Raw genomic sequence first — 14,181 nt, 5'->3', positions numbered from 1 at the left:
TGCGGCATCCGTGATCGTCAAAATCGCGTCCGGCGGCGCAGCCCGGCCAGCGCGACCAGGAGCAGCAGTGCGCAGCCGGCCCAGACGAGCCCGAGCGTCACCGGGTCGGGCAGGATCGGCAGCGCCATCGGCCAGCCGGCGTCGAGGAACACCGGGGTGGCCGACCGGGCGAGCGCCCAGGCCGTCAGGGCGAGCAGCGGCCCCAGCAGCACGCCGAGCAGGACGGGCCAGAGGTCCAGCAACCGGGCGGACGCGCGCAACGTCCGCGCCGCCACCCCCTGGGCCCGCAACACGCGGCCCCGGGCCGAGCGGTCGGCGCGCTCGACCGCCGCGACCAGACCCAGGCCCAGCAGCACCAGCAGGACGGCGAAGGCGGCCGTCACCAGCTCGTAGCGGGCGGCCAGCGCGGCGCCGGCCCGGTCCTCGTAGGCCGCCCGGTCGGCCGCCACGGTCTCGCCGAGCACGATCAGGCCCGCGTCGCCCAGCCGGGAGACCGCGTCGGCGGGTGCGTCGGGGCCGACCCAGACCTGCGGCCGGGCGCCGGCGCCCATCGGCGCGGCGCGGTCGAGATAGTCGAGGTCGACCAGCGTGCCGGAGCCGCCGACGCCGGGCAGCGTCGACAGCGCGCCGACCGCGGTCGCGGGCACGGGGTCGCTGTGGCCGGGCGACGCGATCGCCCAGCCGGTGTCGGTCTCCCGGGCGATGTTGGACGTGGTCCGCAGGATCGGCAGGACCTCGGTCACGTCCGCCACCACCAGCCGCTGGGCCGAGTTACTGGGCGCCATCTCGACGGTGATCGTGCCGGCCCCGGTGGTCAGCTTCGGCGCTGTCGCCGTGTTCCGGTCCTCGGTCGTCGCCCGCCAGCGTGCCGGGTCGTCGAGCAGACCCGCACCGGCCACCACCTGGTCGGGCTGGAGCTGGCTGATCTCGTGCACCGTCAGCTCGAGCGCCACCGGCACCGGCTGGGCCTCCAGGGCGACCAGCCGGCACCCGACCCCGCACTCGGGCAGGTTGCCGGTGTAGCGATGCCGACCGAACTGGAGGTCGCCGAGCGGCACCGTGCGCTCACCCTCGCCGGGCGGCTGCACGACGATCCACAGCTCGGGCTCGGAACCTTCGCGGAACGTGTCGCGGGTCGGGTCGAACGTGGGCATCACCACGGTCGCGTCCACCTGGATCCGGTTGCCGGTCACCCGGACGGACGGCGCCACCGCGGGTCGTAGGCGGTGCAGGAGGTCCGCCGGCACCGAGCCGGGCCAGGCGACCGTCGCGAGCCGCTCGGTGTCGGCCGCCACGGTCGGCGGCCCGGAGCCGGTCGCGGGGATGGCGACCGCGCCCATCGCCCAGCGTCCGTCGGGGTCGGCCGCGCGTACCGCCGCGCGCAGCGTGCCCCCGCTGACCTGGTTGACGTCGAGCACCCGGGCGGCGCCGAGCTCGATGCCGGCGCGCTGGGCCCGGGCGGCGTCGCCCGCGTCGACCGCCAGCACGGTGAAACAGAGCAGCGCGGCGCCGAGCACGGCGAGGGTCACCGCTCGCCGGGGCGCCGTTCGGCGGGACAGCTCGACGCCGCTCAACGCGCCGGCCAGCCGGCCCGCGGCCAACGCCCGGCGGCCCGCCCGGCGCGCGGCCGGAGCCAGCAGCCGGCCGACGAGCAGGGCGCCGGCCAGGATCACCAGCACAGGTGCGAGGGTCGCGAGGCCGCCCCGGACCGGTCCTTCGACCGCGCGCGCCTCGACCACCGCGAACGCGGCCAGCGCGACCACCATGGCGTCGACAGTGACCGACCGCCAGGCCCCGCCCTGGCGGGTCACCTTGCGCACCAGGTCGATGGCGCGTCCGGTGACCACCGGTCGGTAGGCCAGCACGACGGCCAGCACGGCACCGACGACCGCCACCGCGGCGAAGCGGCGCAGCGCGGAGCCCAGGCTCAGGTCGACGTCGCCGCCAGGCACGGCGTAGCTGCCGACGACCTGGCCGGCCAGCCACCCGAGCGGGGCGCCGGCCACCACCGCGATGGCATCCGGACCGGCGGCGAGCCACCACCGGTACGGCAGGGGCAGGCCCCGCACCGCGACCTGGCCCAACTCGGTGCGCCGGCTCTCCGCCCCGGACGCGGCGGCCAGGAATATCACGAACCAGCACAGCGGCACGACCGTCATGGCCAGCCACGGCACGAGCGAGGTGACCGCGGCCCGGCTCTGCTCGATCCGCTTCACCAGCGGGTCGGTGCCAACGACGAAACCCGATCTGATCCCGGCCGCCGCGGCCGTCATCCGGGCCACCTCCGCCGGATAGTGGTCGACCCAGTCGAGCGTGAGCTGGTCAGGATCGGCGACCAGGTCGTACACCTGCGACTCGTTGACCTCCAGCTTGTCGTAGAGCTTCGTCGTGGCCCGGGAGGTGTAGATCGGCTCGACGCCGACCTGGCTGAACGTGGCGTTCGTGACCACCCTGGGGTCGGTGAACAGGCCGGGCGGGAACGGCGGCACCGGTCCCCAGAACGCCTCGGTGGGGTCGGTCGGCCGGTAGACACCGACGATCGACAGCGGCGCCGCCTTGCCCAGCCGCACGACCTGGGGTGCGCCCTCGACGGAGTCGAACCTCGACTGGCGGAACGAGATGGCGTCGCCGACCCCGGCACCGAGCTGGGTGGCGGACTGGAAGCCGATCATCACCTCGCCGCGGCCGGTCGGGCACCGCCCGGCGTCGAGCGTCACGTGCGCGCAGACCTCGTCCCGGTACGACAGCTTCCACGCGAGGTTGAGGTCGCGCGGCGCGACGTCGAACGCCGTGCCGAAGTGGAGGTCGAACCCCGGTGTGGCGAACTCGGTGGCGCCGACCCGCTCGAAGACGTCGCCGAGGTCGCCCTCCGTCAGGGTCGGCACGAAGCTCAGCACCGTCTCGTTGGGCTTGGCCGCGGCCACCTCGTCGGCCACGATCGTCCGCTGCGCCGCGTCGATGTAGGCCGGGCCGGCGACCGCCGCGGCCACCGGCAGCGCGCCGAGCAGCACCAGCACGCCGGTGCGGCGCCGGGCGGCCCGGAGCAGGTCGACGATCACGCCGATCATGTCGACTCCCCACCGTCGCGCCGTGGCCGGCCGGAAGCCAGCAGCACGACCAGGGCGAACACCACAGCGGCCGCGGCCGCCGCGAGGAACAGCGGGCCGGGGCGCAGCGCGGCGGGTGCCGGCAGCACGTCCCAGCGATCCGGGAAGACGGACAGCGGCGCCGCCAGGATCGTGCGGGCCGGCACCGCGGCCACCAGCCCGGCGACGAGCGCGACGGCGGCCACGACGAGGTAGCCGCCGAACATCGCCCGCCGCGCGGTGCGGGCCGTGAGCCCCTGCTGGCGCAGCGCCGCGAGCTCGGCGCCGCGCGGCCGGCGTTCGACCGCCACGATCACGCCGAGCGCGCCCGCCGCCAACAGCACCATCAGCGCGGCGGCGACGAGCTGGAACCGGATGGTCGACGGCGGGGCCTGGCGGGCGTAGCGGTCGGCCAGCTCCGCGATGGTGCCACTGCCGTAGGTCTCCACGTGGTGCTCCGCGAGCCGGTCGACGAGGTCGGCCGGCGCGGCGTCGGTCGCCCACACCTGCAGCGACTCCCCACCGCCGAGGTCGCCGGTCATCGCGTCGGCGGTCTCCAGGTCGATCAGCATCGCGTCCCGGCCGACGATCGGCACCGCGTGCGCGGCACCGGCCACGGCGACCGGAATCGCGTTGCCCGGAAACGCCTGCAGGTGCGGGTCGGCGGCGGAGAACTCGGCACCCTTGACGCCGGCGGCGATGGCGGGCAGCCGTTCGGGGCTCTCGTCGACGAGCACCATCGGGTCGCTGTTGACCGGATTGTCGGGCGTGACCACCAGGCCCTCCGGCGTCACCGACAGCGCCGCGGCGACCTGGCCGAGACCGTTCGGGGTGCGCCAGCGGGCCCGGTCGGCGAACACCGGTGTGTCGATCCCGCCGCCCGTGCCCCGCAGCGCCGAGAACCGCACCGCGTCGGGCGCGGGATATTCCGGTGGCGGTTCCCCCGGCGGGCCCGCACCTTCGGGAAGCGTGCCCACTCCGAGGATCTCGAACGAGACCAGCCGGCAGCCGGCCGCGCAGCCCTGTGCCGGCTGGCGGTAGTCGGTGCGCCCGCCGGTGACCAGCCCGAAGTCGACCTCGACCTCCGCGCCGTCGGCGGCCTGGAGGATGGCCAGCACGGTGGCGCCGCCGCGGAGCGCGGTCGCCGTCAGCGTCAGTTCGGAGCCCGTGACGGTCAGCGGCTCCGGCAGTGGCGGACGCAGCCGGGCGGCCACGGCGGCGACATCGGTGCCGCCGTATTCGCCCCGCCAGCGCGCGACCGCGGCGAGCCGGGTCGCGTCGACGGCCAGCACGCCCACCCTGGGCGACGAGACGACGGCCATCAGGAAGCGACCCTGCGGGTCGATCGCGCGGGTCGCCGCGAGCAGGGTAGCCCGGTTCGGGGCCGACACCCGCAGCACCCGGTCGGCGCCGATCTCGGTGGCCGCCCGCTCCTCGCCGGACCGGGCGGTGGTGTCCGATGTGGTCACCGCGACACAGAACAGGGTGACCGCCGCCGTCAGCAGCGCGGTCAGCCGGGGCACGGCCGGCCGGCGGGCGAGCTCCGTGGCGGTGAACGCGACGCCGAGCCGGCCGGTGCGCAGGGCCCGCCGGCCCACTTCGGCGGCCGCCGGACCGACGAGCCGGGCCAGCACCACGCCGAGGGCGAACGCCAGCAGTGCCGGGGCGAGCAGGGCCAGCCAGGTGCTCTGCTGCGCGACGCCCTGCACCGGGTCACGGCTGGCGTACGACCAGGCCTCGTAAGCGCAGGCCAGGGCGAGGATGACCAGGACCCCGTCGACGGCGCCGTAGCGCCAGCCGGACCGGCGCGGCGGCACGGCGCGCATCAGCAGCGCGACGGGCGCGGCCAGCGCGCGCCGCTCGGCGATCGCGGCGGCCAGGATCGCACCGAGCACGGTCACCACTGCCGCGCCGACGGACAGCAGGTCGGTGGTCGAGGCCGAGGCGTTCGCGATGCCGCCGCCGGCCCGCAGTGGGATCGCCGCCGCCAGCCCGGCCAGCCCGCCGGCGAGCATCGGCACGCCGCTCTGGCCCAGGGTGAGCGTCAGGATCCGCGGTTGGGCGGTGCCGCGCAGCTTGAGCAGGCCGATGTCGCGGTGGCGCTCCAACGCGCCGTGGCGCACCGCGAGGAACAGCGCGATCCAGCAGAAGGCGAGCAGTTCGACCAGGCTGATCGGCACCGCGTACACGATGTCGAGCTGGCTGTTGTAGATGTTCACCGCGAGCACCCGCAGCGGCGTCTGTGACTCGTAACCCCGCTGGCCGAGCACCGGGTTGGCCCGGACGATCCGGTCGCGGACGGTCAGCGGCGCGACGTGCGCGAAGAGGTCGCGCCCGCCCACCGCGTCGACGACCAGGGTGCTGGACTGCGGGTTCGCGGCGACGATGGTCTCCGGCGTGGTCAGCACCGGCGCCAACACGGGCGTGCCGCCGATGGGCAGCCGCGAGGCGGCCCAGTAGTCGGAGAACGGGTCGGTGATCCGATAGACCGCCGAAACCGTGAACGGTTCCTTCTCGAAGCCGGGCGCGTACGCCAGCCGGTCGCCCGCCTTGACCTTGAACCGCCGGGACGTCGCCTCGTCGATCGCGACCTCGCCCGGCCGGCTCGGGCAGGCGCCGGCGAGGACGACGTGGTCACAGAAGCCGGTGCGGTAGGCGAGCAGCAGGTTGGTGCTGCGGCCGTTCTCCACGATGGAGCCGTTGACCTGGAACGTGCCGCGTACGGCCAGCTCCGGCAGGCCGATCGCGTCGCTGACCTCCCGCACTGCGTTCTCGACCGAGTCGGGGCGCACCTCGCGCTGGTCGAGGTCGCGCCGCAGCGTCACCGTGCGGGCGTCGACGGGCGCGGCCTCGGCCGTCGCGGCGGCCAGCTCGCGGGTGGTCATGGCGATGTACTGCGGCGCGGCGGCGGCCGCACCGGCGGACAGTACCGTGAGCAGGAACAGGGTGATCGAGGGGGCACGCCGGCTGGCGATGGCCCGCAGGATCAGCCCGAACATCCCCGCTCCCGTCCCGGGCCCGGCTGCGGCGCGCAGGCCCGCATGGTGGACGCGGCCACCGTTCCGAGAGGTTGTCACGATCGACGGATCTTGTCTGCCCCGTTACCCCGGGTAGGCAGGACTTGCGCGCGCACCGCAGGATGGCTGCATGGAACTCGTCCGTAAGTGGTTCGCCCGGGTCGGCGCCGTCATCACCACCGTCTCGCTGGCCGTCTTCGTGCCCGCCATGGCCTGGGCCAGCACCTCCGGGGCCTACGACGTGGCGGTCGAGGCGGCCCGCAGCCGCCGGCGCGGTGGCTTCGGCATCTTCGGCGTCGCCAGCCTGCTCTGCTGCCTGGTCGTCGTCGGCGGCATCGTGCTCGCGGTGGTCCTGATCAGCCGCAACCGCAAGCGCCGCTAGCGCGCCAGCGCCGTCGCCGATTTACGGGCGAAGTCGACCGCCGCCTGGTCGAGCGTCGACTTCTCGCCGGCCACGGCGGCGGCCGACGCGGCCAGCAAGGTGCGCAGCTCGGCGTGGGCCGGTGGGGGTGGCGCCGGTGCCCGGCCGATCCGGGCACTCATCGCGCTCTCGAAGGCGAGCGCGGTGCGCGCCGGTCCCTCGGCGAGGTCCGCGGCATAGGACTCGCGCACCTCGAGGTTCGGTGCGAAGCCGCGGTCGTCGCCGAGCGTGCGACCCGCCTGCGGGTCGTTGGCCAGGAAGTCGATCACGTCGGCCACCGCGCCGGCCTCCCGGGTGCCGCGGAAGCCGGCCCAGTAGTAGTTGGCCCGCGCCCACTGCCCGCGGGTGTCGCCCGGGCAGGCGACCAGCGCGAGTTGGTCGTCGGTGCCGTCCTGCCAACCGGCGAACTGTCCCGACGAGCTGAACGCGGCCGCGACCTTTCCTTCGAGCAGCGCCTGTCGGCCGTCCGGCCCGCCGGTGGACGGCGTCGCGTCGTCCCAGCGCGCCTCCTGCCAGAGCGTGAACCAGCGCATCACGTCCTCGGTGCCGAAGCCGGGTCCGCCGTCCTGGTAGAGCTCGCGGCCCTGGGCCCGCAGCCACATCCAGAACGCGTCCAGGTCACCGGAGGCGTCCGCGAGGCCGCTGACCTCGCCGCCGCTCTCCCGGGTCACGCGGGCCGCCCAGGCCAGGAGCTGCGGATAGGTCATCCCGGTCTTCGGCTCGGCCACGCCGAGCTCCTTGACCAGCGACCGGTTGTAGACCAGCGCCGAGGTCTCGGCGCCGGCGGCCACCCCGACCACCTTGCCGCCCACGGTGCCGTAGTCGGCCAGCCCCGGCGGGAACCGGGTCACGTCGATCTCGCCGCTGGCGACCGGCTCGCTCAGGTCGAGCAGCAGGCCCCGGCTCGCGTAGTCGACGAGCCGGCTGTCGTCGATCTGGAAGATGTCGGGTGCGTTGCCGCCGACGCCCTGGGTGGCCAGCCGGTCGTAGTAGCCGGCCTCACCCTGCCAGGTGACTTTGAACGTGGTGCCGGGGTGCCGGTTCGAGTAGAGCTTCAGCGCGGCCTCGGTGCGCTCGGCCCGGCCCTGGTCACCCCACCAGAACACCGAGAGCGTGACCGAGCCGGTGCGGCCGTCGGAGTCGCCGGCCGAGCAGCCGCCCGCCAGGAGGCAGAACGTGGCGAGCAGCGCGACCGCCGGCCGGCGGGGGAATCTGCGCACGCACGGGCTCCTGGCTGGTCGGTCTCGGGGCCACCAACTACACCGCCCGTACCCGACCGGTGTCAACTGCACGTGATCTACTGAAAATGTGGAGCTGGTGCATCAGGGCAAGGTCCGTGACGTGTACGCCGACGGCGACGAGCTGTTGCTGGTCGCCTCCGACCGGATCTCCATCTACGACGTCATCCTCCCGACACCGATCCCGGACAAGGGCGCGATCCTGACCCGGCTCTCGCTGTGGTGGTTCGACCGGCTCGCCGACCTCGTGCCCAACCACGTGGTCTCGGCCACCGACGTGCCGGCCGAGTTCGCCGGGCGCGCGATCCGGGTCCGCCGGCTCGACATGCTGCCGGTCGAGTGCGTCGCCCGGGGCTACCTGACGGGCGGGGGCAAGCGGGAGTACGACCAGACCGGCTCGGTCTCCGGCATCGCCCTTCCGCCCGGGCTGGTCGAGGCCGCGAAGTTCGCCGAGCCGATCTTCACGCCGTCGTCCAAGGCACCGGCCGGCGCGCACGACGAGCCGATCTCGTTCGACCAGGTGATCGACACGGTCGGCCGGGAGACGGCGGAGGAGCTCCGGGACATCACCATGGCCGTCTACCGGCGCGGCGCCGACCTGGCCGCCGAGCGGGGCGTGCTGATCGCGGACACCAAGCTCGAGCTCGGTCGTGGACCCGACGGCACGCTGGTGCTCGCCGACGAGGTGCTCACGCCGGACTCGTCGCGGTTCTGGCCGGCCGACGACTATGAGCCGGGGCGCGTCCAGTTCTCGTTCGACAAGCAGTTCGTGCGGGACTGGGCGACCGACGGCGGCTGGGACAAGAAGTCACCGCCGCCGCCGGTGCCGGACGACGTGGTCGCGGTGACCCGGGCGCGCTACATCGACATCTACGAGCGGCTGACCGGCGAGGCCTTCTAGACCCAGTCCAGCGTGCGCGCGACGGCCTTGCGCCACTGGGTCCACTCGCGCTCGCGGCGGGCCTTGTCGATCGTCGGCTCCCACTGGGCGTCCGGGCGCCAGTGCGCGCGCAGCGCGTCGAGATCGGGCCAGAAGCCGACGGCCAGCCCGGCCGCGTAGGCGGCGCCGAGGCAGGTGGTCTCCGTGACCCGCGGCCGGACGACCGGCAGGTCGAGCACGTCGGACAGGCACTGCATGAGCAGGTTGTTGACGGTCATCCCGCCGTCGACCCGCAGCCGGCGCAGCGCCACGTCCGTGTCGGCGTCCATGGCCTCGACGACCTCGCGGGTCTGCCAGGCGCTGGCCTCCAGCGCGGCGCGGGCCAGGTGGGCCTTGGTGATGTAGCCGGTGAGCCCGGCGATCACGCCCCGCGCGTCGCCGCGCCAGTGCGGTGCGAACAGCCCGGAGAACGCCGGCACGATGTAGCAGCCGCCGTTGTCGGCGACCGACGCGGCCAGCGCCTCGATCTCGTCGGCGCCGGCGATCAGACCCAGGTTGTCGCGCAGCCACTGGACCAGCGCGCCGGTGACGGCGATCGAGCCTTCCAGCGCGTACGCCGGTGGCTGTGCACCGACCTGGTAGCCGACCGTGGTGAGCAGCCCGTGGCTCGACACCACCGGGGTGGCGCCGGTGTTGACCAGCAGGAAGCTGCCCGTCCCGTAGGTGCACTTGCCCTCGCCCGGCTGGAAGCAGGCCTGCCCGAACAGCGCCGCCTGCTGGTCACCGAGCGCACCGGCCACGGGCACGCCGTCCATCCGGCCGCCCCGCACGGTCCCGTAGACCTCGGCCGACGGGCGGATCTCGGGCAGCATCGCCGCCGGTATGCCGAGCGCGTCGAGCAGGTCCGGGTTCCAGTCCAGGGTGCGCAGGTCCATCAGCAGCGTGCGGCTCGCGTTGGTCACGTCGGTGACGTGCCGGCCGGTCAGCTTCCAGATCAGCCAGCTGTCGACGGTGCCGAACAGCACCTCACCGCGCCCCGCCCGGTCGCGCAGCCCGTCGACGTTGTCGAGCAGCCAACGCAGCTTCGGCCCGGCGAAGTAGGTGGCCAGCGGCAGCCCGGTGATCCGCTTGATGTCGTCTTCCCGGTCGGCCAGCGTGCGAAGGATCGGCTCGGTGCGGGTGTCCTGCCAGACGATCGCGTTGTGCACGGGCGCGCCGGTGGCCCGGTCCCACACGACCGTGGTCTCGCGCTGGTTGGTGATGCCGAGGGCCGCGACGTCGTAGCCGGCCGTCGCCTCGTCGACCACCGCCTGCACGTTGGCCCAGATCTCGGCGGCGTCGTGCTCGACCCAGCCCGGGCGCGGGTAGCGCTGCCGGTGCTCGCGCCGCGCGGTGCCGACGATCCCGCCGGATTCGTCGAAGACGATGCACCGGGACGAGGTAGTGCCTTGATCGATCGCGGCGACGTAGGGCATGCGGGCCATTGTGCCGGCCGAAAGGGCGCCCGAATAGGATTGGGATCGTGCGCGAGATCGCGGTATTCAGCGGTGGTGCCCATCCGGAACTGGCTGCCGACATCTGTGAACACCTGGGTGTGCCGTTGCGGCCGACCCGGATCTCGCGGTTCGCCAACGACTGCCTCGAGGTGCAGCTGCAGGCCAACTGCCGCGAGCGCGACGTCTTCCTGATCCAGCCGATCGTCGCACCGACCCAGGAGAACCTGGTCGAGCTGCTCTTCATGATCGACGCGGCCCGGGGTGCCTCCGCCGGGCGGATCACGGTGGTCCTGCCGCACTTCGCGTACGCCCGATCGGACAAGAAGGACGCTCCGCGCATCTCCATCGGCGCCCGGCTCGTCGCCGACCTGCTGGTTTCCGCGGGCGCCCACCGGGTGCTGGCGATGACTCTGCACTCGCCACAGGTGCACGGCTTCTTCAGCGTGCCGGTCGACCACCTGCACGCCCTGCGCGAACTCGCCGACCACTTCCGCGGCGAGGACCTGAGCGAGACCGTGGTGGTATCCCCCGACCTGGGCAACGCGAAGGAGGCGGCGGCGTTCGCGCGGATGCTCGGCACCCCGGTCGCCGCGGGCGCCAAGCAGCGTTTCCACGACAAGGTCCGGATCAGCGCGGTGATCGGCGACGTGACCGACCGCGACGTGATCGTGCTCGACGACGAGATCGCCAAGGGCAGCACGGTGATCGAGCTGGTCGACCACCTGCACCAGCTCAAGGCCCGCTCGATCCGGCTGGTCTGCACGCACGGCCTGTTCGCCGAGGACGCCCTGGACCGGCTGGCCGCCCTGGAGGGCGTCACCGAGATCATCTGCACGAACACGGTCCCGATCCCGATCGAGAAGCGCATCCCGCAACTGACGGTGCTCTCGGTCGCCCCCGCCCTGGCAGAGGCGATGCGGCGCATCCACAACGGAGAGTCGGTAAGCGCGCTTTTCGCTTAGCGGAGGGCTGCTGCCGCGGCGGCGCGAACCGCGGTGGTCAAGGCGCTGAGAACGGTTGAGTTGAGCTTCCAGTGTTGCCAGTAGAGCGGGACGTCCAGGTGATGAGCCGCGGCGAGGCGTACCACCCGGCCGCTTGACAGGTCTTTGTCCGCGAGTTGTTCCGGCATCAGGCCCCAGCCGACGCCCAGGCGGATGGCTTCCGTGAAGCCCCAGGCCGACGGGATGTAGTGGACCGGGGGCTCGGGTGGGCGCGGGGTCAAGGTGCGCAGGAACTTGTGTTGTAGGCGGTCTTTGCGGTCCAGGACGAGCATCGGGGCCGCGGCGAACTCGGTTGGCGTGCCGCCTGACGGGAACCAGCTGGTCGCGATGGTGGGTGCGGCGACCGCCAGGTAGCGCATCGCGCCCAGGCGCTCTGCCCGGCAGCCCTGGACCGCTTCGCGTTGGGCGGTGACCGCGGCCATCACCGTGCCGTCGCGGAGTAGCTCCGTGGTGTGGTCCTGGTCGTCCTCGCGCACGTCGAAGAGGATCCGGTCGCCGGCCGTGACCAGGGCCGGCAGGAACCAGGTGGCCAGCGAGTCGGCGTTGACCACGACGGCGGCCCTTGACCAGGGGCCGTCGCGGTCGGCGGCCGCGGCCAGCGCCTCGCGTTCGAGCACGGCGATCTGGCCCGCCAGCCGGAGCAGCGGGCGCCCGGCCGGGGTGGCCCGGCACGGCTTGGCCCGGCGCAGCACGACCTGGCCGACCGCCTGCTCCAGCGCCTTGACCCGCTGGCTGACCGCCGACGGGGTGACGTGCAGGACCCGCGCCGCGGCCTCGAAGCTGCCCTCGTCGACCACCGCGGCGAACGTCGCGAGCTGCGTCGAGTCGAGCGTCATGATGAAAGATTCTAAACAACCATGAAAAACCTGAGCTGGAGCACGGTCGGCGGCGCACGTACGGTTCGCCCATGCTGACCTCCGTGCTCGCCGGCTTCGCCAACTCGATCGCCCTGATCGCGGCGATCGGCGCCCAGAACGCGTTCGTGCTCCGCCAGGGGCTGCGCCGCGAGCACGTGTGGGCCGTGGTGGTCGTCTGCGCCCTGTCCGACGCGCTGTTGATCTCGATCGGGGTCGCCGGCATGGGCACCGCGATCGCCGACCGGCCCGTGCTGCTCCAGGTGGCGAAGTGGTGCGGCGCCGCGTTCCTGCTCGGCTACGCGGTGCTCGCCGCGCGCCGGGCGATGCGGCCGGCCGTGCTGGACCCGGGTGCGGCCCGGCCGGCCACGCTGCGCGCCACGCTGGTCGCCTGCCTCGCCTTCACCTATCTCAACCCGCACGTCTATCTCGACACCGTGCTGCTGCTCGGCGCGGTCGCCAGCCAGCACCGCTACCAGTGGGTGTTCGCGGCCGGCGCTGTCGCGGCCAGCGTGGTCTGGTTCGCCGCGCTGGGCGGTGCGGCGCACAAACTGGCGCCCGTGCTGGCCCGTCCGGCGGCCTGGCGGGTGCTCGACGGCCTCGTCGCGACCATCATGGTCGCGATCGCTGTGGGTCTGCTGTGGGCCTGACCTCGCCGGGTCCATCCGCGACGGTCCCTCCGGCGGGACTAAAAAACGACGGGTTGCGCGCACGCGGTGTGCGACCCCACCCTCTTGACAGGCGGCACCATTCACGCAACACGATCGGGTGAGCCTCCGATCGGCGTGGTGCACGACCGGGTGAGAGGGGGACGGCATGGGGCGCGAGCCGGTTCCGGCGGTCGACGGGCCGGGCGGAGAAGAGTCGCGGCAGCCGGCCGGGGTCGCGGTGGAGACGGTGGTCCGCCTCCTCGCACCGGATGCGTCGGGGGTGCCGGTGCGCTGCGGGCTGCACTACGACCCGGGAGATCCATACGCGGTGCAGGTCCGCTTCTTTCTGGATCGGCGCCGGCGCGAGGCGGTGCTCTGGTCGTTCGCCCGCGAGTTGCTCGCGGCGGGCCTCCACGAGCCCAGCGGCCTCGGTGACGTGCGGGTCTGGCCGTGGCGCACGACCCAGGGCGACGCCGTCGCGCTGGCGCTGAGCTCGCCCGACGGTCAGGCCCTGCTCGAGGCGCCGCGGGCGACGGTCGCGGCCTTCCTGGAGGACACCTATGCCCAGGTGCCGCGGGGTCGCGAGTCGGAGCGACTAGACATCGACGCCGACGCGTGGCTGAGCGGGCAGTTGCTGCCGGAGCCAGACCAGGCCGATCCCGACCTCGATCAAGACGGGCGATAGCCCAGGGAGTCCGCCACCCCGCTGATCTCGATCACCCGGGCCACGTGCCCGTACGCGCCGGTCAGCCGCAGCCAACCGCCGACCTCGGCACACCGCCGGTCGCCGCGCACGAACGTGGTCAACCCCGCCGAGTCGCAGAAGGTCAGCGCCGCGAGGTCGACCACCAGCCGGGGTGTGCCGCCGGCCGCCAGCGCGGTGATCCGGCTCAGCAGGTCGGGCGCCGTCGACATGTCGAGCTCGCCGGCCAGCCGCAGGCGCACCAGCTCGCCGGCCGGCTCGGCGGTCACCACCAGCGGGGCGACCAGCTCGGTCTCCTCGATCCGGGGGCCGCCCGTGGCCTGCCTCGGTGCGGCCGGGTCGGTGTTCACTCCACCCGCTCCCCGGCCCCGGCTCCGGCGGCGAACCGGCCGTCCACGCCGCCCAGCCCGGTGCTGATCCGCACGGTGGTGCCGGCCGGGCCGGTCGCCACCCGCATGCTGTCGCTGAGTTGGCCGGCGAGCCACAACCCCCAGCCGCCGGCCACGTCGGGAGCGGGACGTTCCTGGTTGGCCAGCCGCTCCGCGCCGATGCCGCCGCCGCCGTCGGAGACCTCGCAGACCAGCGTGCCGTCGGAGCGCCAGAGCCGCAGCTCGCCCGCGCCACCACCGTGCCGCACCGCGTTGGTGATCAACTCGTTGACGGCGAGGACGAAGTCGTCGAGCCGCTGGTCGCGCAGGCCGGCCGCTTCGGCGCAGGCGGCGAAGGCGTGTCGCAGGTCGGTCACCTGGCCCCGGGCGAACGTCTCGGCGAGCAACTGTTGCCCGGCAGCGGGCACAACCGCGTCCGGTCGATGGTGCCCGTCGTCGGTCATGTG

General features: G+C 73.7%; 12 protein-coding genes. 5 read left to right on the top strand and 7 right to left on the bottom strand.

Annotated elements, in window-relative coordinates; all coding sequences use genetic code 11:
* Positions 1 to 17: 17 nt before the first annotated feature.
* Both CHC05_RS09680 and CHC05_RS09675 read right to left on the bottom strand, forming a co-directional pair.
* Positions 18 to 3,068 (bottom strand): hypothetical protein, encoded by a 3,051-nt coding sequence (locus CHC05_RS09680; protein WP_089246934.1) that lies wholly within the window; start codon positions 3,066 to 3,068, stop codon positions 18 to 20.
* A complete protein-coding gene (locus tag CHC05_RS09675; RefSeq protein ID WP_089246932.1) occupies positions 3,065 to 6,085 on the bottom strand; it encodes an FtsX-like permease family protein in 3,021 nt (1,006 codons plus the stop codon). Before CHC05_RS09675 ends, CHC05_RS09680 begins: the two co-directional genes overlap by 4 nt.
* Positions 6,086 to 6,233: 148 nt before the next feature.
* Here CHC05_RS09675 and CHC05_RS09670 point away from each other — a divergent pair, with 148 nt between their 5' ends.
* Positions 6,234 to 6,485 carry a hypothetical protein gene (locus tag CHC05_RS09670; protein WP_089246930.1) on the top strand — a complete coding sequence of 84 codons (252 nt, stop codon included), beginning with the start codon at positions 6,234 to 6,236 and terminating at the stop codon, positions 6,483 to 6,485.
* Here CHC05_RS09670 and CHC05_RS09665 read toward each other — a convergent pair.
* Complete coding sequence (locus tag CHC05_RS09665) at positions 6,482 to 7,744, bottom strand: ABC transporter substrate-binding protein (protein WP_179266107.1); 1,263 nt, start codon at positions 7,742 to 7,744, stop codon at positions 6,482 to 6,484. The genes CHC05_RS09670 and CHC05_RS09665 overlap by 4 nt on opposite strands.
* 88 nt (positions 7,745 to 7,832) lie before the next feature.
* On the opposite strand from CHC05_RS09665, the gene CHC05_RS09660 reads away from it, so the two are divergent.
* Positions 7,833 to 8,663, top strand: coding sequence for a phosphoribosylaminoimidazolesuccinocarboxamide synthase (locus CHC05_RS09660; RefSeq protein ID WP_089246926.1), 831 nt, complete (start codon positions 7,833 to 7,835; stop codon positions 8,661 to 8,663).
* Here CHC05_RS09660 and glpK read toward each other — a convergent pair.
* A complete protein-coding gene (gene glpK, locus CHC05_RS09655) occupies positions 8,660 to 10,117 on the bottom strand; it encodes a glycerol kinase GlpK (protein WP_218824494.1) in 1,458 nt (485 codons plus the stop codon). The genes CHC05_RS09660 and glpK overlap by 4 nt on opposite strands.
* Positions 10,118 to 10,164: 47 nt before the next feature.
* Here glpK and CHC05_RS09650 point away from each other — a divergent pair, with 47 nt between their 5' ends.
* Entirely contained in the window at positions 10,165 to 11,100 is a 936-nt protein-coding gene (locus CHC05_RS09650) for a ribose-phosphate diphosphokinase (RefSeq protein WP_089246922.1), read from the top strand.
* Here CHC05_RS09650 and CHC05_RS09645 read toward each other — a convergent pair.
* A complete protein-coding gene (locus tag CHC05_RS09645) occupies positions 11,097 to 11,975 on the bottom strand; it encodes a LysR family transcriptional regulator ArgP (RefSeq protein WP_089246920.1) in 879 nt (292 codons plus the stop codon). The two genes, CHC05_RS09650 and CHC05_RS09645, sit on opposite strands and share 4 nt — an antisense overlap.
* A 71-nt stretch (positions 11,976 to 12,046) precedes the next feature.
* Here CHC05_RS09645 and CHC05_RS09640 point away from each other — a divergent pair, with 71 nt between their 5' ends.
* Together CHC05_RS09640 and CHC05_RS09635 are read left to right on the top strand one after the other, a co-directional pair.
* Positions 12,047 to 12,643: a LysE/ArgO family amino acid transporter gene (locus CHC05_RS09640; protein ID WP_089246918.1), complete on the top strand. Its 597-nt coding sequence runs from the start codon at positions 12,047 to 12,049 to the stop codon at positions 12,641 to 12,643.
* 166 nt (positions 12,644 to 12,809) lie between these two features.
* Entirely contained in the window at positions 12,810 to 13,328 is a 519-nt protein-coding gene (locus CHC05_RS09635; RefSeq protein ID WP_089246916.1) for an SsgA family sporulation/cell division regulator, read from the top strand.
* Here the strand turns inward: CHC05_RS09635 and CHC05_RS09630 are convergent.
* On the bottom strand, positions 13,313 to 13,696 hold the full coding sequence (locus CHC05_RS09630) for an STAS domain-containing protein (protein ID WP_245870738.1): 384 nt from the start codon (positions 13,694 to 13,696) through the stop codon (positions 13,313 to 13,315). The genes CHC05_RS09635 and CHC05_RS09630 overlap by 16 nt on opposite strands.
* Complete coding sequence (locus tag CHC05_RS09625; RefSeq protein WP_089246914.1) at positions 13,693 to 14,178, bottom strand: ATP-binding protein; 486 nt, start codon at positions 14,176 to 14,178, stop codon at positions 13,693 to 13,695. Before CHC05_RS09625 ends, CHC05_RS09630 begins: the two co-directional genes overlap by 4 nt.
* Between the last annotated feature and the right edge of the window lie 3 nt (positions 14,179 to 14,181).

This window comes from Asanoa hainanensis (genome assembly GCF_900188485.1).
Classification (GTDB): domain Bacteria; phylum Actinomycetota; class Actinomycetes; order Mycobacteriales; family Micromonosporaceae; genus Asanoa; species Asanoa hainanensis.
The sequence above is the reverse complement of the archived record's forward strand: the minus strand, read 5'-3'. Positions and strand labels throughout refer to the sequence as shown.